This window comes from Nostoc sp. CmiVER01 (genome assembly GCF_034531135.2).
GTDB lineage: Bacteria > Cyanobacteriota > Cyanobacteriia > Cyanobacteriales > Nostocaceae > Nostoc.
In genome coordinates, this window is the sequence record NZ_JAVRBU020000004.1 from 349,377 (window position 1) to 369,222 (window position 19,846).

A 19,846-nucleotide genomic window follows, 5' to 3' on the forward strand; every position below is an offset into this window, starting at 1 on the left:
ACAAATACCTAAAAATTAAATAAAATAAATAAGCAAGGCTTGCATGAAATCAGGGCAATACTGCCATTGGGTAAATTCATACATACTCTTGATTTTACTACTTGAGAATATGTAACTCAACTGTAACCTATGAAAATGCTTACATGTCAATAAGTCTATGTAGGGAAATACTTGCAAATAAAAAAGATAGTTATATAAGAAGGAAGGAGGAAGAGCATTTATCAGCAAGGCAGAGAGCAAGAGGGAGTAGGGCTTTAAGTACAAAGCCAAATCTCGGATTTAGCGGCTTTAACTAAGTACGATGCTGAATACCTAAATATATTGGTAAGTGCCTTTTTCCTTTTGGCTTCTTTAACGTTTATCATCTTGATTATTCCATTATTATTAATGACCCACAGTGTTAAAGAAACTTAATCAACCTGATAGCAGCGACAACTAGATTCCCTACTGAGATAGATTTTTAAACTTAAAAAAATATGTATGACTAAAGTAAAGTCAATGTAACTCAATAAAACGCTCTCTTAGAACATCAATAGATAAGTTTATAAACCTGCTTGCATCTTTTGTGTTTTGAAATTAAAAAATAGTACTATGACTTCTATGAAACGGTCTAATTCTGACAAAAACACTAACCTTAATCTGCATTTACCACCAAAAAAGGCAGCTATAAACGTAGCTAATAAAACAGTGCCATCCAAAAAGATATTTTATAGCATTGTTCATACTATTCCTGGGCGAATTCGTTTTCGTATTCCTCTGCTAGCTAGAGATACTGAGTATGCTAATCAACTGAAGTTAGCGATAGAATCCGATCCTAGAGTTACAAATGTCCGTATTAATCCGAAAGCTGCATCTATCGTCATTAATTATAAACTAGGTGTAATTTCAGATAACCAAATACGCGAACATCTAGTCAACCTGATTCAAACTGCTCAAGATGTAGTTGTACCAAAAGAGGTAATGGCAAAATCAATCATAGAGGCTATCTTGGATGCTCTAATCAACCTAATTGATAGTACACGCAAGATAAACCAAGCACGTAATGTTATTGTATATCGAAGGGTTAGAATAGACATTTTGGAACGGATACTTTCTACCTCAAGAAGCATAATCAAGAGGCTAAAATCTGCCACCATGTTTATCTTACCTAACAAGCGATGGCGATTGCGCGGCAATAGTGAGATTAACTCTCAGCCTTTGAAACTGAAATCTGCCAGCGAACCTGAACTTGTGTAATTACTAATACAGTAGCTATTAAAATGATTCCTGGCTAATAGTAAGTAGCTCTAAAATAACTGGGATTTAGATAACTAATCAAAATCTCTCTTCCCTAGTACTCTGTCAAGCCACTTTTACAAGTAGATAAATTTTTCAATTAATCTTCTTTCTTTCTTCGTGTACTTAGCGTCTTTGTGGTTCGTTCTTTTAGCCCTTCAAACTTCGCTTGACAGACTACTAGCCTTCAGTCAAAGCATTCTATTATCAATAACAAATGGGTAATCCTCACTTTCATAAACTTCCTAATCAAAACTGTTGGGTTCAAGCAATACATACTGCTGTTAAAGGAAGAGTTAGATATAAAGTAAATGGACTTTATCATTCAGAAGCTCTTAAAAAATATCTTGAATCAAGATTATTGCAAGAGGAAATAATCTCACAAGCTAGTGCTAATAGTTACACAGGAAATGTTCTTGTCATCTTTCATCCAGATAAGAGTTTAAACGCGATCGCTCTCCTTATTCAAGACATTCTCTTAGATTATCGGCAAAAAAGCAGTAAATCACTTGCTTCTGCCGCAGTCACTAAAAAAAATACTGCTTTCGTTAGGGATAATAACCGAAACATATCTGATTTAGCCATACTGCCTCAAATATCTATGCAGCGACAATTAAACCAAACAGGTAGTCCACTTATTCCGGTATTGGGGGCTGTTGGCGCTCTTGTATGCGCCACCAGACTGTTGTACGCATATAATCTTGACGAAGCCATTTTGCTCTTGATCCAGAAGTTGCATACACCACTGCGCGATCGCATCATGCTTGGTATCACCTTTATGGGCGATCCAGTAGTAATGCTGTTATCTTCTTTGGGGCTGGCGATTAGTCCGTTATTTTATAATCGTCGCCGAGAAGCAATTATCTTGGGCATCGCTGGAGTTGGTGCAACCTTGCTAAATTGTTTGATGAAACTATTCTTTGGTAGAGCGCGTCCTGCGCTGTGGAAGCATATTATTAAAGTGGGTCAACACAGTTTTCCTAGTGGCCATGCAATGGTTTCAATAGTGATTTACGGTTTTATCGGCTATATTCTGGCAAAGCAGTTTCCTGAATGGCGCTTTTGGATTTATGGTTTGACTATTATTTTAATTGCTGCGATCGGTTTTAGTCGGCTTTATCTTGGTGTACATTGGCTAACTGATGTGACAGCTGGCTACGGGGCAGGTTTAGTGTGGTTGATTGCCTGTATTATTAGCTTGGAATTGCAGCAAAAATATCGCTCATCACTGTCAGCAGCCTAATCTGTAGGTTCTTCTTTGGCGATAATGGCGGATAAGGCCGATTTTCAAAACTAAACTGATAGATCGCTACCAATTCCCAACTTATTTTTACTATCCTCCAACTGTTTCCAGAGTGCTTCTATTTGACTAAAAGCTATTTTTGGAGGTAGTTTTCCAGCAGTTTCTAAACTAGTGATGTAGCTAATTTTTTGAGCAAATTCTTGGAGATTGGCATTAAATACTAAGTTGTTTGGCTGAAATTTACCGTGGTAGCGATCGCGGGGATAAAGAAAGCTATTTTTATCTTCATCATTGGACTGTACCATTAATTTACTCCTGATAAAAAACCTGATTGACTATTAGGTGATTGATTGCAGCGACCTGAGATAATTCCATTTGGTAATACTGTTTCACAGAGGGTAACAGAATTACGATACTGGATATCGTTATTTTTTAAAGCTTTAATGAGATTTGCATGACTAAGATTGGCATTTCTTAAATCGGTTCCTTCTAGGTTAGATGCTTCTAAATTTGCCTTTTGTAAATCAGCATCAGTTAGCAATGTATTTTTGAGATTGGCTCCTGTTAAATCGGCTCTTTGTAGATTTGCGTCCCGAATATCTGCCCACTCTAAATTTGCATACCGGAGATTAGCATTTTTGAGGTTAGCTCCCTGGAGATTTGCCGAGCGCAAGTCAATTTTTTGTAAGTTTGCCCCTGAGAAATTCATTCCCGATAAATTACACCCAAAACATTTTTTTGTTTCTTGAAGCTGTTGAATCACATGCTGGCGAAGCAAATTATTACCTTGGCTAAACAATGAGGTAGTAAGGAAAAATGGTATCGGAATCAGCAGTCTTAAAAAGGCATTCATAAGTTTATTTGATACAATTTGCTATTTTACTATGGAGATTTGGAATATTTCAGCAACAGTCTTATGAATAGTGAGAAACTCACCTATTTAGGGCTGTAATCAGAGCAATTGAGTGCTTGTTTGGTTAGAGCAGTGGTAGGATGTACTGCACACTTGAGAAAATAGTTATTGTTAAAAAATTGGCAGTTTTCACAGGTATGTTGCTGTAAATATTTGATAGTTACTATTTCGTCTTTATCTTGTGCCGAATTTTCTGGGGGATCTTCTATTGCTTTGCAGACAGATGAAACTGTAAAAACCACAAGTCCCCAAACAATCATAAAGCAAATGTGAGCAAAAAAAACTGCTACAAACGGTATGTCTCCTCCCTGTGGTTTTGTGTCATGTCTAATAATATATTGAATTGAAACTTGTTGTTGCATCTGAGTCATCTTCATCTGAATTAACAGATTGGCTGTCTATTGGTCGAGCTTCTAATAAGCAACTATTGAGGGAATAGTAAACAGAATGAATTTTCTTGAGAGTGACCTTGAGAGCCGGAACCATCATGTGATGGGTTGCTATTGCTAAAATGTAGTCTCCAGCAAAAATACTAGGATTATCTGTTGCTGAAATGACTTGACTTTCTCTTAAAATTCCTAAAAAAAAGCATTGATCTGGTAATTTAATTTCAGTTAAATAAATACCACAAAAAATGCTATTAGCCTCGATTAAAACACCAAATAAACTTGGTTTTAAAACTTTTTTGCTTTTTAACACACAACATTTTTTAACTCTGATCATATTGTCTAATACTTTAAAGACAAAATAAAATTTTTTTAGATATATTTTTTAGATATATACAATGTGCCAAGCAAATAAAACATGTGTTTATTAATTAGTTATATAGGTATATATTTAAATATATAGATTTGATATACCCCTATTTAATCATTCGTGAAAATCTCTTTTTATTCTCTCTGCGTTCTCTACGCCTCTGCGGTTGGTCTTTGAAGACGCGATAAATCGCTACATGAGGGTTTTGTTGCTCATTCTGAATTGTATTGAGATAGGATTGCTATATAACCCCAATACGGTTCAGTTAAGGCTAAAACTGCTTATTGAAGTGAATTTTTTTAACGAACCGCCAAGGACGCAAAGAGAAGAAAGAAATTCTTAACTGAACCGTATTGATATAGCCCTACTTAATTATTCGTAAAAACAAAGTTCCCAACTTATCTAATAAGTCGGGAATCTAAGCCTTTTGATTTTCAGAAATCATTAATAATTAATTCTGAATCAGGTGCGTAGCAATAGTCAGGAACATCTTTTTTCGCTATTTCCTATGCCTTTATTCTTTAATTTGATCCAGAGCTAAATTCAGCTTCAATACATTAACTCCAGGTTCACCAAAGATGCCAAGAAAACGACCATCGGTATTTTGAGCAATCAAAGTTTCCAACTGGTTCGGCTGAACTCCTCGCGCCTTAGCTACTCGGGCAATTTGTGCGATCGCAGCTTCGGGAGTAATGTGAGGATCAAGGCTAGAACCAGAGGTGTAGACTAAATCGCCAGTCGGCTGCACACCTGCTGTTTTCAGACGAGTGAAGTCACCTTCAACCTTTTTGCTAGGATCTGGATCATCTTTACCTTTGATGCGTTCCATTAATGCGGGATTACTAGGAGCCAAGTTACTAGCGCCAGAAACTCCAGTTTTCAAAACTCCCCCATCATCTTTTTTGGGATCGGCTGTGCTGTAACTGGTGGAACTGGGACGACTGTTAAAATAGCGATCGCTACTAAAAGGTTGACCAATCAAAGCAGATCCTACAACTTGACCAGTGCTATTTTTCAGTAGACTACCGTTTGCTTGAAACGGAAACACAATCTGCCCAATGGCAATCATCGCAAAAGGATAAATAATCGCTCCAATAACCCAAAGTACCAGGGTAGAACGAACAGCTCTACCGGCTTCGCGTGCAAAACTCATTAGAATTTCTCCGGTACAAACATTACAAAAAATAAATAGATAGAAAGCCCTAATGTCACCATTCCTAACAGCCCCAATCCCCAAGATTGACTGCGGGAAAGTTGTTCACCAGTAGCCGCATAGACTAGAGGTGCAACCACTAGGTTGAAACACATCGCCAGGAATAAATACAGTGGCAGCTTTTGTCTACGCCATTGACACCAGATTTCAGTTATTTCTTCTAATACTTGGGATACAGGAATAGTGCGGCGAATATGAACGGGTTTCATAATAAATTAAGACAAAGGTAGGATAATATCTATCAGTTTGATGGCAATAAAGGGAGCAACGATGCCGCCAAGACCATAGATGAAGATGTTACGACGTAGCAGTTGATCTGCTGTTAAAGGTAAAAATTTCACCCCTTTGAGTGCTAGCGGAATTAATGCCGGAATAATTAAGGCATTGTAAATCAGCGCCGAGACGATCGCAGATTGGGCACTCTTTAATCCCATAATATTAAGTGCGCCGATTCCAGCAGCTGCGAAGATAGTCGGAATGATCGCAAAATACTTGGCAATATCGTTAGCAATGGAGAATGTTGTCAACGCTCCACGAGTAATTAGCAACTGTTTACCGATGGTTACTAAGTCAATTAGCTTCGTGGGATCAGAGTCTAAGTCCACCATGTTAGCAGCTTCTTTGGCAGCTTGCGTTCCAGAGTTCATCGCCACACCCACATTTGCTTGAGCCAAGGCAGGTGCATCATTAGTACCATCCCCAGTCATTGCCACCAGTTTACCCTGAGATTGTTCAGAGCGAATCACCTCAATTTTGTCTTCTGGAGTTGCTTCGGCAATGAAATCATCCACCCCAGCTTCCTCGGCAATCACCGAAGCGGTAATCCGATTGTCACCTGTAAGCATGATCGTGCGAACACCCATGCGGCGGAGTTGGTCAAATCGTTCCCGTAAACCAGGTTTGACAATATCTTTGAGGTAGATGACACCATAAATCTTGTCATCTTGGCAGACAGCTAAAGGTGTACCACCTAACCGGGAAACTCGCTCATAAGCTGCGTCTACATCATCAGGAACATAGCCGCCACGAGAACGGACAAATCCCTTAATGGCATCCACCGCCCCTTTGCGAATTTGTTTACCATCGGGTAGATTTGTGCCACTCATCCGGGTTTTCGCCGAAAATTCTACACCTTCGGCTTTGTCAAGATTGAAGTCTACCGCAGCCTGAGACTTTTCTGCTAAAACTACAATTGACTTGCCCTCTGGCGTTTCATCAAATAAGCTAGCAGCTAAGGAGACTTGCGCCACATCTTCTATTGAGTGATTATCCAGAGGAATAAACTCATCGGCCATCCGATTACCCAAGGTAATTGTGCCTGTCTTATCTAGCACCAAGGTGTTGATGTCGCCGCAAGCTTCTACGGCTCGACCAGAAGTAGCAATAACATTAAATTGAGCAACTCTATCCATTCCAGCAATACCGATCGCACTGAGCAAACCACCGATAGTTGTCGGAATTAAAGCTACCAGTAGCGAGATGAGGATAGCAACGCTAGCACCTGCCCGTAAACTGTTTCCCGCTTCAGCACCAAAGGCTGTGCTGATAAAGCTGGCAATGTAGCCGACAAATGGGGGCATTGTCGCCACCACAATCAAGAAAACTTGGGTTAACACTGCCAACAATACCGTTAAAGCAATCTCATTGGGAGTCTTGCTGCGTTCTGCCCCTTCTACCAGGGAAATCATGCGATCAATAAAGCCTTGGCCAGGATCAGCACTAATGCGAATTGTCAACTCATCAGAGAGTAGGCGTGTACCGCCTGTCACCGAACTAGCAATATCTGTACCTGGTTGCTTCAGTACAGGTGCAGATTCTCCAGTAATTGCAGACTCATCCACCGAGCCGATGCCTTTAATTACATCTCCATCGGCGGGAATCATATTGTTTGCAACTACTTTTACTAAATCGCCCCGTCGCAGTTCCGTAGAATTGACTTGTTGTATCGAACCATCAGGAAGGATTTTATTAGCGATCGTATCCGATCGCGTCGATCGCAGCGAATCAGCCTGTGCTTTACCGCGTCCTTCAGCTACAGCTTCGGCAAAGTTGGCAAAAACGAGTGTAAAAAAGAGAATGAAGGTAATCAAACCATTTAACAAGCGTTGTTGATTGATATCTGCCTGAATTGTGCCAAACAAATTTGGGTTAAGGCTAACAAGAAAGGTGACAATTGTCCCCACCCAAACAACAAACATAACTGGGTTTTTGACGGTAATTCGCGGATCAAGCTTGACAAATGACTCACGAATTGCTCTCTGGTAAAGCCCCCGCATATCTGCTTTAGGGGTGTGCTTACGCGAGTCACGAGTTCCAGATGCAATACGGGTGGAGGGAGAATCAGTAGTAATTGGCATACATTAAATTTTGGGAATGGGAACTGGGGAATGGGGCATTGGAAGATAAGGTGGATGAATCCAGTTCCGAGGTGGATAAACGGAGTTCCGAAGTGGATGAACGGAGTTCCAAGGTGGATAAACGGAGTTCCAAGGTGGATAAACGGAGTTCCAAGGTGGATAAACGGAGTTTCGAGGTGGATAAACGGAGTTTCGAGGTGGATGAACGGAGTTTCGAGGTGGATAAACGGAGTTCCGAGGTGGATGAACAGAGTTCTGAGGTGATAAATCAGTCCCCTTGTCCCCTTGTCTCCTTGTCCCCCACTCCCCACTCCCCACTCCCTAACCAATACCTTTAGCGATAAAAAAGGCTTCCCCAATGGGCCCCAATGCAAGTACTGGGAAGAATGTAAGTGCGCCCAGGATTAAAATCACGCCTGCGGTAACGCCTGTAAATAGTCCGGTATCAGTTCGCAATGTCCCAGTCGTGTAAGGAACAGCTTGCTTACGAGACATACTATCTGCTAGAAACAGCAAACCCAGAATTGGAATATAGCGTCCAGCAATTAAACTGAAGCAAGTACTTAAGTTCCACCACAGGGCAGTTGCAGTAGTTTTTGCACCCGTAGCGATCGCTAAAGGCGAAGGTTGTGAATCTCCTAAACCTTCAAACCCAGAACCGTTATTAGCAGCAGCCGAGGCATATTCATAAATAACTTGAGCAAAGCCGTGGAAACCTGGATTACTAATTCCTGATAGTTGATCGGGAAATGCCAAGGCGATACCTGCGGGAATCATAATTGCGATCGGGTGAACCAACAGAATCAGGAAACTAGCAAGTACAACCTCGCGCTTCTCAATCTTACGTCCCAAAAATTCTGGTGTGCGTCCTACCATCAACCCTGTAGCGAACACAGCCAGAATCAAGTAAGCGAACAAATAAGCAGTTCCAGTACCCTGTCCACCCCAAATAATTTGCAGGAACATATTAGAAAGGGTAATAAAACCGCCGTTAGGCATAAAGGAGTCGTGTAAACTATTGACTGCACCGCACATAGTACCAGTTGTACTCGTTGCAAATAGCGCAGATTCTGCCCAACCAAACCGGACTTCTTTACCCTCTAAATTCACTTGCTGACTACCCAGCAGTGAATTCACAGCCGGATTGCCGTTGTATTCACCAATGGCAGTGACGATGACAAATACTAAATAGAGAACGCCTACCATGCCATAGACTAACCAAGCTTGCTTAGTGTTGTTCGCAAACAACCCATAAGTGTAGATTAGGGCAGTAGGAATCGAAAGCATCGCCACGATTTGAATTAGGTTAGTAAATCCGCTCGGATTTTCAAAGGGGTGTGCCGAGTTGATGGCGAAAAAGCCGCCGCCGTTTTCCCCTAATTGCTTGATAATTTCAAAATGGGCAACAGGGCCACGAGCGATAGCTTGACTAATATTCGCATCTTCCAAGGTAGGGAAGACAACTGCACCCCCCAGAGTTTCGGGAACGCCAGCAGCCATCAAGACAATCCCGCCCACAATACAAATAGGCAGCAAAATTCGGGTAATCGAGCGAATTAGGTCTACATAAAAGTTGCCTAACGATCTACCAGTCAATCCCCGAATAAAAGCAATTCCTACCGCCAAACCAGTCGCAGCAGAGGTGAACATGTGATAACCAAGCCCCCACACTTGGCTGCCATAGCTCATGTAGGTTTCACCAGAATAGTGCTGCTGGTTAGTATTAGTAATAAAAGAAATAGTAGTATGCAGTGCTGTATCCCAAGTTGGGGCATTTATCCCCGTAGGGTTGAGGGGCAACCATCCCTGATTCATGATGATAAAGAAAATCAGCAACCCCATTACTACATTGCTATACAGGATTGCCCGGCCATACTGCCAGCCCGTCATATTTTCTTTGTTTTTAACACCAATCAAGGCATAAAGCACTCGCTCAACCGGATTCAAAATTGGGTCAAGAAAAGTCCTTTCCTCTAGGTATACATGCGCCATATAGCGCCCAAAAAATGGAGTAATCGCTACTACAATTAGTAACGTCAATGCAATTTGAATCCATCCTTCTAACATTGGATTAATCGAACTCCGACATAAAGTTAGATGATTAGTAAATATCTTTTACTATGATTTAAAGCAAACAATAAAGTATTTCGCTCTCGTTGTTAGCTAACCTATAAGTATGTGCTTTCTCAATTAATCATCGAGCTTTTTATGAGAGACCACAAGGTATAAATGAATATTTAAACTAGCCTCTGCAAGGAATATATTTGTTTATATATACAATTATTCAGAGCGTTTATCTCGATATATATCTGCAAATATAGAAAGACAGCTAAATGCTAAATAAACAGCTATTTGCTCTCAAGTAAAGCATCCTGTTTGAGCGCAAATAGCCTATCTGATTTTTCACCTAATGAAAAAAGAGTTTGAGGTGACAACCTCATTAGCTCTCACGGATGGGGTAATGTAAAGCTAGTTGGCTTTACAGCGATGACTTCAGAAACGTAGCGATTAAAGTCTCTAAGAGGATGTTTGAAAATGGTATCTTGTGCTTTTAATCACATTTTTACCCCCCTTAATCCCCCCGATATATTGGTGGGAAACAAGAAAAATCTGGTTCCCTCCCCTTTATAAGGGGAGGGTTAGGGTGGAGTCGACAAGATAAGTCACTTAAATATCTTCGTTTTCGTCATCATCGTATATTCCAGCCCGACTTAAAGCATACTCTGATAGTAAGGGTGTATCTCGCCTATGGCTCTCTGCCCATTTCCGAAAAGCTGTTATCCACTCAAGAGCCGTTGCAGTTTTGTAAAATGGTTGCTCCTGTTTTGATTTGATCAACTGCTCAAGCAATGCATCAAAATGTGGCTTAACCACTTCAATAGGGAGCTTAGTTACGTTTGCTAACACTTGCACAACGCCTTCTAACTCTTCTCTGTCAGCTTCTGTTAGTAATGGTATTATTTGATTATTATTTCCCATGCTAGTAGCTTTCCATAAATAATATTTAAATACTGAAATTACTTCTTAGTTTAATAACACGCTACTATAGCAATCCTAAATCATTCGTGAAAAGTTAGATCCCCGAGAACTTTTACGAAGTCGGGGAACTGGACACCGAGAATTTTCACAAATTAGATAGGATACAGTCAGGAGTCTAATTTATAACTCATAACTGATTTTGGCGACAAATTCCAAATGCTGAAGTGTAGGCGTGTAAGAAAGTTCTGCCACCAACAGGGCCGATTTCACCACCACAGAAAAAGCCACCTACAGGAATATCGCTAACGTAGCGTCGAAATAGTTCAGAATCGAAATTGGGTTTACCATAGAGTCCTTCACCTCGCCCCAGACAGGCAAACATTAAGGCAGCTACAGCAGAGGGTTCAGAATCTCGTTGGTGTTGATAACTTTGGAGGAGTAATTCTAGGTCTTCAGCAGAGGCTTGGGCATCGCGGAGGTGGAATTGTAGCCTTTGTCCTGGACGGACGCGATCGCCAATTGCGATCGCTCCAGCTGTGGGATCGACCCCGAGAATACCACGAATTAAAAAGTCTCCCTGTTGTAAAGCCAGCTTAAATTCATCCATCGCCACACCAACAAACAGAGAGTGCTGTGCTAAAACCCGTTCGTGTTCGCTGAGGTTAGCAATCAAATCTCGCAATACCACTAAAGGCACTTGCTCATCTAACTCTAAGATGATGTTGCGATCGGCTTTTGTAACTTGCAATGGTTTGCCAATCGGTCGGCATCCTTGGGCTACAATCGTTTCCAAAACAATATTGCCAGTCAAAGCGATACCAACAGTCCCCTCACGATACAAACTTTGGCATTCCCCGCCTTCAGTATCGTTACAAAAAAGGGCAACACGACCACCCATACCCCCACCACTAGCCTGTCCCCCCACTATCACCGATCCTGGATAAGCAAAATCCAACCCCTGCAATAAATCGTTGATTCCAGAAGCGAAAGAACTAGACAGCAAAATGAACTGTGGTATCGGTGATGCTGGCACACCGAGCAAATCAACCCAAGCATCTGGCGAACTATCTAAATCAGGTAATTCTTCAGCAACAACATGAAAAACTTGAACCTTCACCCCTGGAAGGTGTGCTAAAGTCAAGCTAATAGCTGGTTCAGCTTCTAATTCTTGGATTTCTCCGTTAACTGTCGTCCCAATCACACCTCCACCACTACAGCCAATTAGCACAGGCACAGAAAGTTTCTCAGCTAACAAAGGTAACAGTCGGGAATACTCACTCGTAAAAGCAGACGAAATAAATACCAGTCCTAGATCCGCAGGTGCTGTTAACGATGAGACAGCTCGTTCCACCACATCTGTAACAGCTGCTTCCAAAGAATGACGGGTTGATAGGGCGTTTGCCCACTGCATTTGGTCTGCCATGAGTTTTGAGCTTCTTTCTCTTTTTGGGCTAGTAGGTTTTGATTTTTGATTTTGGGAAGAATTGCATCCTACAAAAATTAGTGCCAGCCTTTTGTCTCCTCCATCCCAAGAAGCTGGGGTTGTCATTCCCTAATAGATGCATCTAAATATATTGTATGATTGTTTATCTATGGTACTAATTCCACAAAATCTTAAAAAATAAAGATGAATGCATTATAGATGCGGCAGTTTACTGTATTGGTTATAAATCAATAGGTTAAAGTACTAAGTTATGAGATGAATGGTTAGAATGGTTATTACTCAAGCTAAAATCTGCCATTTCTGAAGTTTTTCTATACTAGTATTAACAACACACAACGAGACTAAAGCAATGACCAACATCCAAGAAACAGCAAAGAGCGATATTCAAGAGAAAATCCAAGAAGAAGTCGAGCAAGCGCGTACTGTCTGTGATGTTAACGGTAGCAACTCACCAGAGTGTGCTGCTGCTTGGGATGCAGTAGAAGAATTGCAAGCCGAAGCTTCCCACAAGCGCCAAAGCAAGCCCAAAAATTCTCTAGAACAGTATTGTGATGACAATCCAGATGCAATTGAATGCCGAGTTTACGACGACTAAAAATTTAGACAAGTAAATTTTATGTTCGTTTAGTAAACAAGCAACCGAAATTGACTTACTCAAATCTTGGACTCTCACCTCACTCCCGCCTAAAATTTTACTCGCCTCTTTCATCATTTGCCCCAAGAGGTAAATAATTGATGAAATATCTGGAGTTACGGATGTATAAGGGTTAAGATTTGAGGTTTTTTTATCTTAAAAGGAAACTTTTATACCCAAAATTTTGGGGTGTTGTCCGAGAGTGTCGAGTATATAGTCGGTGGATGGGTTTTAGAACTCTTCCTGATGCTACTTGCAAATAGGTGCAAAATCTGAGATGAGGGTCTTTAGTTGCTTGTTTTTTACCAAATAGAGAGATTGAGGAAAGTGAATTAAACAATTTACTATTTAATACCTTTTCCAAAAATCTTTGCAACAAATGAATTGACTGTAGGGGCGTACATCTGTATGCCCCTACAAACGTATTTACAGTATAAATTCCGTGAAATAGTATAAGTTGGGTAGCCACTTGTTTGCACAAAGAAGTTAGAGCGCAGTCTTAAGGCTAGACTTTGTGCTTTGATTAAACTGTTATGTAATTATAGATAGACTAATAGCTAGCTAATAGCTTACAGTTTGTCAGTTATGGATTTTGTTCTTGGTTAAAAATGTTTTATTTATCGTTTGAGAAAAACTATGGACTATAACGTTTGGTTTCGCCCTTTCGTCTGGATGGATTACCGACTGGCAGTATTATTCCTGGTAGTTATTCCGCTAATTCTTCTAATTTGGGCATTTGTGCAAAAAGCGGAAGGCATACAACGCTTATTGGGTATATACTGGCGAGTATCAAGCCTAGTAGCAATCACGGTTTACTTAATGATTGCTCAGTATCCAGTTAGCTTTATTTCTGGATTGATAGCTCAGATATTAATCCCGATTTCGCTGTGGTTCTGGGTAGATATCAACGATGAAATTGAGTATCAAACCAGTGGCGCTTTGAAATTGATTTTTACTTCTTGGCGCTGGGCGACAACTGTTTATTGTATTTTAGGTACACTAGCCTTTATCCCTTTTTTAGGTTGTGCTTTTTCTGGTAGTGCGCTAAAGACTTCCTATTGTCGCGTTTGGTTTGAGGCTCCGTTGCTATTCAAAGAATATTTTCATGCTAATAGCAAGACTGAGTTTTTAGGTTTTCTCGGCATAACTAGTTTAGTAATTTATGTGCTTTACTTAAGCTACTTTGTTCTGATTAAACTGGGCAAGCAGGGACGCTCGGCTACACCACAGTAAGCATTGTTGTACTACCATACCCCTACTCTTAAAAAAATGGATTCCATTGGCAAGCGATTGGAACAATACACTGCTAAACGTCCCCAAGAAGTCCTAATTGTAACGGTAGAAATTGCTGATGAGCAAGATACAATTGCTATTTTCAAAGGCTTTTCTAGTTCTTTGATGCGTCCAACGGCATTTGATGCAGATGTACCAGTTCTACCAGATGGGGCAAACATCCTCAACATTGATCGAGTCGCTAGTCCTTATAATCCTGAAGCACCCCGTTATATTCAACAAGGAATTTCTTGGGAAGCTATGGAAGCTTTATTATCAGAAGTGGGAGTCAACTAATTTATAATTTAGCGGCACGGCTGACTTTGAAATTGTTGATGGAGCAATGTCTACGACGTGCTGTGGCGCTCATTTACCCTTGACGTTTCCTCCTCCCTTGGGAGAATCTCTAACGATTCGCTATCAATGTGCAAGGACGTTACTGAAGCTCCTAGATTGGCATTCAAAGACAAGCTGATAATAAACTAAAGGAAAGTTTGAAGCTTCGATCGCTATGAGTCAGCTTGCCAGCGAGGAATTGAAGTTATTTATTGCTGAAGCCAAGAGACTTTCAGCTAGGTCATTCTATCAGTATTTTAAATCTGGTGAGGAAGTCGGTTTTTCAGATAGCTCTTTCCCTGAAAATACAATTACTGTAGAACAGCTTGAGTCTTACCTTCTTCACTTTCGCAAGTTTATTCAAAAGAATGATCGTGTCCATATTCACCGTGTGAATCAATACGTTCATGAACTTGTAAGATATCAAAGTGTTTTCCTCAAAGACTGGAACGTAGTATATACTACCTTCCAAGAGTTTCTAGAAGCTAAAGCCTTAACTGGCAGAGTTATCACTCGTGTTCCAGAAATTCTTGATTTATCACTACTTGATCTCTTCAAAGTTAGAACTTTTGGTGATCTGTCACATTTCGAGCCAAAAAAGCAAGAACTTCATCATAAACTCTCGTCAACCAAAGAGTTAGATGGCTTGTATCGATTTGAGTACTATAGTTTCTTGTTTGAACCTGGGGAACTTATTGTTGAAATGGCAGACATTTGCACAGGATTGCTTGGCTCTGTAAATAATCAGATATGATTTAGACATGGAGTTTGAGTGGAATGAGTCAAAAGCAACAGCTAATCTAACAAAGCATGATGTCAGCTTTGAAGAAGCTAAAAGCGTCTTTGATAATGTACTGGCAGTTATTTTTGACGATGAAGCTCACTCACTGGGTGAGAAGCGAGAGATTATTATTGGGCACTCCCAAAACAATCGTTTGCTATTAATTTCTTTCACCGAACGTTCTAATACCATTCGCATAATTAGTGCCCGTTTAGCCACTCGAAGGGAGCGTGAAGATTATGAACAAAACGCCTTTTGAGGAGTCATACAATTCAGATGACGAGCTTCTAGGTGAGTACCACTTTAATTATGAAAAGGCGAAGCCCAATCGCTTTGCTGCTCAAAGTAGAAGAAAGCAACTGCTAAAAGTTGTGGTTCTAGATGAAGATGTAGCTCAAGTTTTTACGACACCAGAATCGGTCAATAAGGTGCTTAGGGCACTAATTAAGTCTATGCCACAAATCACAGACGGCGACACAGCTTAATAACCCCAATGCAGGCGATGGATGAAAGCTGGTAATGCTGAGTTTAACCTTGCTTACATTCCCTGACCAGGAACGTTACCCTGAAGGAAGCAAGCTACAGATTGATCAAAATTTCTGTTTGAAAGTGTCTTCTCTACAAGACGTTGCCCAATTAATTTTAAAGAATTATTTTGACTTCTGAATTTAAAAAATGTCGCGTTCTGGATACACACTTCCCGTCTTTGCCTGCGCTGCTGCTGTTGCAGCTTTACATTGGTTACACGATCGCCAACCCCTAAGCATAGCATCAGTAGATTTGATTGAACCCGCTCAAATCGCAGAAATCCCCATTGAACAGGTAGCAGGATTATCTGAAAGTACAGCTTTAGCGATCGCCCGAAGCGATCCTGGCGATAATCTCGATTTAACTAAAAATACACCGATTTGGGCATTGGTAGAGTGGAGGAAAGAGGGTGAGACTGTAATTATTAAAGGTGGGGAAGGAATTGGCAGACAGATGAATGCTGACGACAAGCCAGCTATTTATGCTTATGCTCAAAGGCTTTTACGCGAGAATTTACAACGAATGCTAGCGCCTGGGGAAAAAATCACGGTGACGATTATTCTACCCGAAGGGCGATCGCTTGCTGTTCGCACTTCAAATTCTGCTTTTGGTGTAGTTGAAGGACTTTCCCTTTTAGGGACAACTGGCATTTCTCAACCCTTGAGTACACCAGATCAGCTTGCAGTATTTCGGGCTGAATTACAAAATAAAGCCAGTCGTTTTGAAAGTTTAGTATTCTGTATCGGGGAAAATGGACTAGATTTGGCGCGTAAACTAGGGATTAATCCTGAGCAATTGGTCAAAACTGCTAACTGGCTTGGCCCAATGTTAGTAGAAGCTGATGTGCTAGGCGTGAAAGAAATTTTATTATTTGGCTATCACGGTAAGTTGATAAAACTAGCCGGAGGGATTTTTCACACCCATCACTACTTGGCTGATGGACGGCGGGAAATTTTGGCAGCCCATTGTGCGATCGCAGGTTTAAAATCACTAGATATCCAAGCTGTATTTAACAGTGCAACTGCCGAAGCCGCACTAACATATCTAAAATCTCTAGATGCATCAACTGGTAGTGATTGGGTAAATCAAGTTTACAGTGCGATCGCCGAAACTATCGATGTTCGTTCTCAAGAATACATCCAAAATCATAGGGAAAGCAGCACAGGAAGTACAATCTGTGGCTCTATCCTCTTTGATCGCGATCGCAAAATTATCGTGAAGAGTAAAACTGCTGGTCTGTTGATGGGATAATTATGTTAATTTATTATGAATAATCGTAAACAATTCAAATAAATAATCTTCTAAGTAACCACTCTAGGGTAATTTATCGTTTTAATACCATTTCTGACTCCGGGACTAGACAGACGCACATAAACGGGCGTTTGTAAAGGCTCTCTATACCATTATTAGCCTACCCAGGTTGAATAATAGCATCATCATAGACCACAAAGCATCTACCCTTAACAGACATAACACTCCCGTCATGAATACAGCGGTGATACCAACAGAACAAGCACCCCAAACATTAGAAAATTTGGGGAGACTTGATCGCCAATTGATTGTAATTCTGGACTTCGGCTCTCAATATTCTGAGTTGATTGCCCGTCGCATCCGCGAGACTCAAGTATACTCGGAAGTTTTATCCTATCGCACTACTTCTGAACAATTGCGCCAACTAAATCCTAAGGGAATCATCCTCTCAGGTGGCCCAAGTTCGGTTTATGGTGGTAACGCTCCCCATTGTGACCCAGAAATCTGGCATTTGGGAATACCCGTTTTGGGTGTTTGCTATGGGATGCAACTAATGGTAAACCAACTCGGCGGCGAAGTGGCAAAAGCTGACCGAGGTGAGTACGGCAAAGCTTCATTATATATTGATGATCCCACAGATTTGCTCACTAATGTCGAAGATGGCACTACGATGTGGATGAGTCATGGAGACTCAGTTACCAAAATGCCATCAGGATTTGAACTGCTAGCACATACAGAAAATACTCCCTGTGCTGCGATCGCTGATCACGAAAAGAAACTTTACGGCGTTCAGTTCCATCCAGAGGTAGTGCATTCTATTGGCGGTATAGCATTAATCCGTAATTTTGTCTATCACATCTGCGATTGCGAACCTACTTGGACAACAGCAGCTTTTGTCGAAGAGGCAATTCGGGAAATTCGCGCCAGAGTTGGTGACAAGCGGGTGCTGTTGGCACTGTCTGGTGGGGTGGATTCTTCTACCTTAGCCTTCTTGTTGTATAAAGCCATTGGCGACCAATTGACTTGCGTATTTATCGATCAAGGCTTCATGCGAAAGTATGAGCCAGAGCGATTGGTAAAGCTGTTCCAAGAGCAGTTTCACATTCCTGTAGAGTATGTTAAGGCTCGCGATCGCTTTTTAGCTAAAGTTGCTGGGATCACAGATCCTGAAGAAAAACGCCGCCGCATCGGACACGAGTTTATTGCTGTATTTGAAGAAACATCCAAACGCCTTGGCCACTTTGATTATTTGGCTCAAGGAACTCTTTATCCAGATGTGATCGAATCTGCTGACACCAACGTTGATCCCCAAACTGGTGAACGGGTAGCGGTGAAAATTAAGAGTCATCACAATGTTGGCGGTTTACCCAAAGACTTAAGATTTAAATTAGTGGAACCACTGCGGAAACTATTTAAAGATGAAGTCCGTAAAGTTGGGCGTTCCATTGGTTTACCAGAAGAAATTGTCCAACGCCAACCTTTTCCTGGGCCTGGTTTGGCAATTCGCATTCTAGGGGAAGTCACATCTGAGCGGTTAAATATTTTACGCGATGCAGATTTGATTGTCCGGCAAGAAATTAACCAACGCGGTATGTATCATGATTTCTGGCAAGCGTTTGCTGTATTGCTGCCAATTCGTAGTGTTGGCGTTATGGGGGATCAGCGCACTTACGCTTACCCGATTGTTTTGCGGATTGTAACCAGTGAAGATGGCATGACTGCTGATTGGGCAAGAGTCCCTTACGATGTCTTGGAAGTGATTTCCACTCGGATTGTGAATGAGGTGAAAGGGGTGAATCGGGTGGTTTATGACATCACCTCTAAGCCGCCTGGAACCATTGAATGGGAGTAAGAGACTTCCAATTAAAAAATATCCAGATACGTAGTGACGTGTCAAGACTAAATTATTGCAAAAAAAATTGTAGGTTGGGTTGAAAAATGAAACCCAACACTCCGATCAATATTGGGTTTCGCGTTGCTCAACTAAACCTACATATAACGTACTATTTTAAGCTTGCCACGCCATTACAGTGCGTAATTTTGCTCAAAAATAAAATAGGAATTTTATAACAATAAAACAGTCAGTAATTAATAAGATTATTCTTGAACTTCAATATAGAAGCCGGGGACTTAAACCCCTACATTTTGTTAGTTAAGGAATTAAATACCAATATAATTTTATCCCGTCAATTATAAATGCTAGCCAATAATTAACTATCTATTTGATGGTGGCTGGACAAATTGAGTTATTTTCTAGAAAAATAGACGCGATCGCAGTAAAATTACCATTGGTGTGGTCACTGAGAAAAAACAAGCAGCTCATTAGAAATAACTTTCATGTGATCAACATTAATGGAGATGTTATGGAACCTGCTCTGCCCCTTGCTGGCTTAAACATCCTCGTAGTTGATGATGATGACGATAGCCGATTTTACATTACTACCGTGTTAGAAGCTGATGGAGCTACCGTCATAGCAGTTGCATCGGCAGAGGTAGCATTGAAAGTATTACCTGAATTGCAACCAGAAGTTTTGATTTGTGATATTGCTATGCCTGGTGAAGATGGCTACACTCTCATCCGCAAAATCCGGGCGCTGAAGTCTGATACTTGGGAAAAACTCCCAGCTATAGCTTTAACTGCTTATGGCGACAGCGAGTACCGTAGCCGGGCGCTGGAAGCGGGCTTTCAAACTCATGTGGCAAAACCGGTTGATCCAGGAGAACTAGTTGCGATCGTTGCTAATTTAGTTGCTTCTTATAAGAATTAATGAAAAGATACAGTGATTTGTCAATGGTCATTTGTTATTTTTCTAATCTCCCTCATCTCCCTTCATATTCCTGCTCTAAAAGTAAACTGGTTGTTA

22 protein-coding genes are annotated in these 19,846 nt (G+C 40.9%); 12 read left to right on the top strand and 10 right to left on the bottom strand.

Going from position 1 to position 19,846, the window contains the following annotated elements; all coding sequences use genetic code 11:
- Nucleotides 1–591: 591 nt before the first annotated feature.
- Entirely contained in the window at nucleotides 592–1,236 is a 645-nt protein-coding gene (locus RMZ43_RS08555; protein WP_322653736.1) for an HMA2 domain-containing protein, read from the top strand.
- Nucleotides 1,237–1,492: 256 nt separating this feature from the next.
- Nucleotides 1,493–2,518, top strand: coding sequence for a phosphatase PAP2 family protein (locus tag RMZ43_RS08560; RefSeq protein WP_322653737.1), 1,026 nt, complete (start codon nucleotides 1,493–1,495; stop codon nucleotides 2,516–2,518).
- Between the two features lie 50 nt (nucleotides 2,519–2,568).
- On the opposite strand, the gene RMZ43_RS08565 is transcribed toward RMZ43_RS08560, so the two are convergent.
- The 7 genes from RMZ43_RS08565 to kdpB all read right to left on the bottom strand — a co-directional run bounded on the left by RMZ43_RS08565 (nucleotide 2,569) and on the right by kdpB (nucleotide 7,757).
- Nucleotides 2,569–2,823: a DUF7219 family protein gene (locus RMZ43_RS08565; protein WP_322651723.1), complete on the bottom strand. Its 255-nt coding sequence runs from the start codon at nucleotides 2,821–2,823 to the stop codon at nucleotides 2,569–2,571.
- Entirely contained in the window at nucleotides 2,823–3,371 is a 549-nt protein-coding gene (locus RMZ43_RS08570) for a pentapeptide repeat-containing protein (protein ID WP_322651724.1), read from the bottom strand. The genes RMZ43_RS08565 and RMZ43_RS08570 overlap by 1 nt, the downstream gene beginning before the upstream one ends.
- Before the next feature lie 83 nt (nucleotides 3,372–3,454).
- Entirely contained in the window at nucleotides 3,455–3,793 is a 339-nt protein-coding gene (locus RMZ43_RS08575) for a hypothetical protein (RefSeq protein WP_322651725.1), read from the bottom strand.
- Entirely contained in the window at nucleotides 3,759–4,130 is a 372-nt protein-coding gene (locus RMZ43_RS08580) for a TrkA C-terminal domain-containing protein (RefSeq protein WP_322653738.1), read from the bottom strand. The genes RMZ43_RS08575 and RMZ43_RS08580 overlap by 35 nt, the downstream gene beginning before the upstream one ends.
- 571 nt (nucleotides 4,131–4,701) lie before the next feature.
- Nucleotides 4,702–5,340, bottom strand: a complete 639-nt coding sequence (gene kdpC, locus RMZ43_RS08585; protein ID WP_322651727.1) for a K(+)-transporting ATPase subunit C — start codon at nucleotides 5,338–5,340, stop codon at nucleotides 4,702–4,704.
- Nucleotides 5,340–5,609: a potassium-transporting ATPase subunit F gene (locus tag RMZ43_RS08590; protein WP_322651728.1), complete on the bottom strand. Its 270-nt coding sequence runs from the start codon at nucleotides 5,607–5,609 to the stop codon at nucleotides 5,340–5,342. The genes kdpC and RMZ43_RS08590 overlap by 1 nt, the downstream gene beginning before the upstream one ends.
- Before the next feature lie 6 nt (nucleotides 5,610–5,615).
- Nucleotides 5,616–7,757, bottom strand: coding sequence for a potassium-transporting ATPase subunit KdpB (kdpB, locus tag RMZ43_RS08595; protein ID WP_322651729.1), 2,142 nt, complete (start codon nucleotides 7,755–7,757; stop codon nucleotides 5,616–5,618).
- Here kdpB and RMZ43_RS08600 point away from each other — a divergent pair.
- Nucleotides 7,751–8,095, top strand: a complete 345-nt coding sequence (locus RMZ43_RS08600) for a hypothetical protein (RefSeq protein WP_322653739.1) — start codon at nucleotides 7,751–7,753, stop codon at nucleotides 8,093–8,095. The two genes, kdpB and RMZ43_RS08600, sit on opposite strands and share 7 nt — an antisense overlap.
- Here RMZ43_RS08600 and kdpA read toward each other — a convergent pair.
- From kdpA to RMZ43_RS08615, 3 genes are all read right to left on the bottom strand, one after another.
- Nucleotides 8,079–9,824 carry a potassium-transporting ATPase subunit KdpA gene (kdpA, locus tag RMZ43_RS08605; RefSeq protein ID WP_322653740.1) on the bottom strand — a complete coding sequence of 582 codons (1,746 nt, stop codon included), beginning with the start codon at nucleotides 9,822–9,824 and terminating at the stop codon, nucleotides 8,079–8,081. The genes RMZ43_RS08600 and kdpA overlap by 17 nt on opposite strands.
- Before the next feature lie 600 nt (nucleotides 9,825–10,424).
- Nucleotides 10,425–10,736, bottom strand: a complete 312-nt coding sequence (locus RMZ43_RS08610) for a hypothetical protein (RefSeq protein WP_322651732.1) — start codon at nucleotides 10,734–10,736, stop codon at nucleotides 10,425–10,427.
- 187 nt (nucleotides 10,737–10,923) lie between these two features.
- The gene (locus RMZ43_RS08615) at nucleotides 10,924–12,159 is read right to left on the bottom strand and encodes an FIST signal transduction protein (RefSeq protein ID WP_322653771.1); all 1,236 of its coding nucleotides are present in this window, start codon (nucleotides 12,157–12,159) and stop codon (nucleotides 10,924–10,926) included.
- Nucleotides 12,160–12,529: 370 nt separating this feature from the next.
- On the opposite strand from RMZ43_RS08615, the gene RMZ43_RS08620 reads away from it, so the two are divergent.
- From RMZ43_RS08620 to RMZ43_RS08660, 9 genes are all read left to right on the top strand, one after another.
- The gene (locus RMZ43_RS08620; protein WP_322651734.1) at nucleotides 12,530–12,775 is read left to right on the top strand and encodes a Calvin cycle protein CP12; all 246 of its coding nucleotides are present in this window, start codon (nucleotides 12,530–12,532) and stop codon (nucleotides 12,773–12,775) included.
- A gap of 675 nt (nucleotides 12,776–13,450) precedes the next feature.
- Entirely contained in the window at nucleotides 13,451–14,047 is a 597-nt protein-coding gene (locus RMZ43_RS08625) for a DUF3177 family protein (RefSeq protein ID WP_322651735.1), read from the top strand.
- 36 nt (nucleotides 14,048–14,083) lie between these two features.
- Complete coding sequence (locus RMZ43_RS08630; RefSeq protein ID WP_322653741.1) at nucleotides 14,084–14,383, top strand: hypothetical protein; 300 nt, start codon at nucleotides 14,084–14,086, stop codon at nucleotides 14,381–14,383.
- Between the two features lie 214 nt (nucleotides 14,384–14,597).
- Complete coding sequence (locus tag RMZ43_RS08635; RefSeq protein WP_322653742.1) at nucleotides 14,598–15,176, top strand: hypothetical protein; 579 nt, start codon at nucleotides 14,598–14,600, stop codon at nucleotides 15,174–15,176.
- 7 nt (nucleotides 15,177–15,183) lie between these two features.
- Nucleotides 15,184–15,462 carry a BrnT family toxin gene (locus RMZ43_RS08640; protein ID WP_322653743.1) on the top strand — a complete coding sequence of 93 codons (279 nt, stop codon included), beginning with the start codon at nucleotides 15,184–15,186 and terminating at the stop codon, nucleotides 15,460–15,462.
- Entirely contained in the window at nucleotides 15,443–15,688 is a 246-nt protein-coding gene (locus tag RMZ43_RS08645; protein WP_322653744.1) for a hypothetical protein, read from the top strand. The genes RMZ43_RS08640 and RMZ43_RS08645 overlap by 20 nt, the downstream gene beginning before the upstream one ends.
- 190 nt (nucleotides 15,689–15,878) lie before the next feature.
- Nucleotides 15,879–16,982: a cobalt-precorrin-5B (C(1))-methyltransferase CbiD gene (gene cbiD / locus RMZ43_RS08650; protein ID WP_322653745.1), complete on the top strand. Its 1,104-nt coding sequence runs from the start codon at nucleotides 15,879–15,881 to the stop codon at nucleotides 16,980–16,982.
- A 232-nt stretch (nucleotides 16,983–17,214) separates the two neighbouring features.
- Nucleotides 17,215–18,834, top strand: coding sequence for a glutamine-hydrolyzing GMP synthase (guaA, locus tag RMZ43_RS08655; protein WP_322653746.1), 1,620 nt, complete (start codon nucleotides 17,215–17,217; stop codon nucleotides 18,832–18,834).
- Between the two features lie 511 nt (nucleotides 18,835–19,345).
- A complete protein-coding gene (locus RMZ43_RS08660; protein WP_322653772.1) occupies nucleotides 19,346–19,750 on the top strand; it encodes a response regulator in 405 nt (134 codons plus the stop codon).
- Nucleotides 19,751–19,846 lie beyond the last annotated feature (96 nt).

What these genes read in the sequence shown, in the direction of transcription:
- kdpC (WP_322651727.1), bottom strand. Translation starts at nt 5,340, where the DNA reads ATGAGTTTTGCACGCGAAGCCGGTAGAGCTGTTCGTTCTACCCTGGTA.
- RMZ43_RS08660 (WP_322653772.1), top strand. Translation starts at nt 19,346, where the DNA reads ATGGAACCTGCTCTGCCCCTTGCTGGCTTAAACATCCTCGTAGTTGAT.
- RMZ43_RS08645 (WP_322653744.1), top strand. Translation starts at nt 15,443, where the DNA reads ATGAACAAAACGCCTTTTGAGGAGTCATACAATTCAGATGACGAGCTT.
- kdpB (WP_322651729.1), bottom strand. Translation starts at nt 7,757, where the DNA reads ATGCCAATTACTACTGATTCTCCCTCCACCCGTATTGCATCTGGAACT.
- cbiD (WP_322653745.1), top strand. Translation starts at nt 15,879, where the DNA reads ATGTCGCGTTCTGGATACACACTTCCCGTCTTTGCCTGCGCTGCTGCT.
- RMZ43_RS08555 (WP_322653736.1), top strand. Translation starts at nt 592, where the DNA reads ATGACTTCTATGAAACGGTCTAATTCTGACAAAAACACTAACCTTAAT.
- RMZ43_RS08615 (WP_322653771.1), bottom strand. Translation starts at nt 12,159, where the DNA reads ATGGCAGACCAAATGCAGTGGGCAAACGCCCTATCAACCCGTCATTCT.
- RMZ43_RS08630 (WP_322653741.1), top strand. Translation starts at nt 14,084, where the DNA reads ATGGATTCCATTGGCAAGCGATTGGAACAATACACTGCTAAACGTCCC.
- RMZ43_RS08610 (WP_322651732.1), bottom strand. Translation starts at nt 10,736, where the DNA reads ATGGGAAATAATAATCAAATAATACCATTACTAACAGAAGCTGACAGA.
- RMZ43_RS08625 (WP_322651735.1), top strand. Translation starts at nt 13,451, where the DNA reads ATGGACTATAACGTTTGGTTTCGCCCTTTCGTCTGGATGGATTACCGA.
- RMZ43_RS08565 (WP_322651723.1), bottom strand. Translation starts at nt 2,823, where the DNA reads ATGGTACAGTCCAATGATGAAGATAAAAATAGCTTTCTTTATCCCCGC.
- kdpA (WP_322653740.1), bottom strand. Translation starts at nt 9,824, where the DNA reads ATGTTAGAAGGATGGATTCAAATTGCATTGACGTTACTAATTGTAGTA.
- RMZ43_RS08590 (WP_322651728.1), bottom strand. Translation starts at nt 5,609, where the DNA reads ATGAAACCCGTTCATATTCGCCGCACTATTCCTGTATCCCAAGTATTA.
- RMZ43_RS08640 (WP_322653743.1), top strand. Translation starts at nt 15,184, where the DNA reads ATGGAGTTTGAGTGGAATGAGTCAAAAGCAACAGCTAATCTAACAAAG.
- RMZ43_RS08575 (WP_322651725.1), bottom strand. Translation starts at nt 3,793, where the DNA reads ATGCAACAACAAGTTTCAATTCAATATATTATTAGACATGACACAAAA.
- guaA (WP_322653746.1), top strand. Translation starts at nt 17,215, where the DNA reads ATGAATACAGCGGTGATACCAACAGAACAAGCACCCCAAACATTAGAA.
- RMZ43_RS08635 (WP_322653742.1), top strand. Translation starts at nt 14,598, where the DNA reads ATGAGTCAGCTTGCCAGCGAGGAATTGAAGTTATTTATTGCTGAAGCC.
- RMZ43_RS08570 (WP_322651724.1), bottom strand. Translation starts at nt 3,371, where the DNA reads ATGAATGCCTTTTTAAGACTGCTGATTCCGATACCATTTTTCCTTACT.
- RMZ43_RS08560 (WP_322653737.1), top strand. Translation starts at nt 1,493, where the DNA reads ATGGGTAATCCTCACTTTCATAAACTTCCTAATCAAAACTGTTGGGTT.
- RMZ43_RS08620 (WP_322651734.1), top strand. Translation starts at nt 12,530, where the DNA reads ATGACCAACATCCAAGAAACAGCAAAGAGCGATATTCAAGAGAAAATC.